Annotated in this window: 1 protein-coding gene; it reads right to left on the bottom strand. The window is 35.5% G+C overall.

The window, feature by feature from the left end:
- Nucleotides 1-44 precede the first annotated feature (44 nt).
- Nucleotides 45-479 carry a hypothetical protein gene (locus tag ACFQY0_RS21375; RefSeq protein ID WP_379717143.1) on the bottom strand — a complete coding sequence of 145 codons (435 nt, stop codon included), beginning with the start codon at nt 477-479 and terminating at the stop codon, nt 45-47.
- Nucleotides 480-546: the final 67 nt, after the last annotated feature.

Raw genomic sequence — 546 nt, 5'->3', positions numbered from 1 at the left:
GGCTGATTCTGGAAATGGGTCTATCAGTAGACACCTGACTACAATCAGAACATGTCGGAACCCAAGACTTGGATTCCAATCCTTTTACAATGTGTTGACACAAATCTCTCCATTTGTTGCAATGTTTGGATGAAAAATATAATAAAACTTAATAGTAATATAGAACCTCCAACTATATAAACAATTAAAGTGAAAACATTACTTTCTAAAACATTGTTTATATACATACCTATTGTAAGGCCAAATGATCCAGTTATTGCAGACCACACGTGTAACTTTTCTAACATACCATACTTAGTCGCAAATACTTTATAGTATACTGCCCAACTGAATAGACTTAACCATCCGACTACTAAGATATGTGCGTGAATCGGACGCATTGCGTAATCGCCAGCTCCAGCCAAATGCGATCCTAAAAATGCTCCAATTAAACCAAATAATCCAGCACATACAAGTAATAATTTCGCAGGTTGATGCATTACATTTCCCCCTCATTCTATTTAACATGATTATAACTAGATTGTATGAACGGAGTATGAACTGTAC

It is taken from the genome of Haloferula chungangensis, from assembly GCF_042664875.1.
GTDB lineage: Bacteria > Verrucomicrobiota > Verrucomicrobiia > Verrucomicrobiales > Akkermansiaceae > Haloferula > Haloferula chungangensis.
This window is presented reverse-complemented; position numbering and strand designations above follow the sequence as displayed.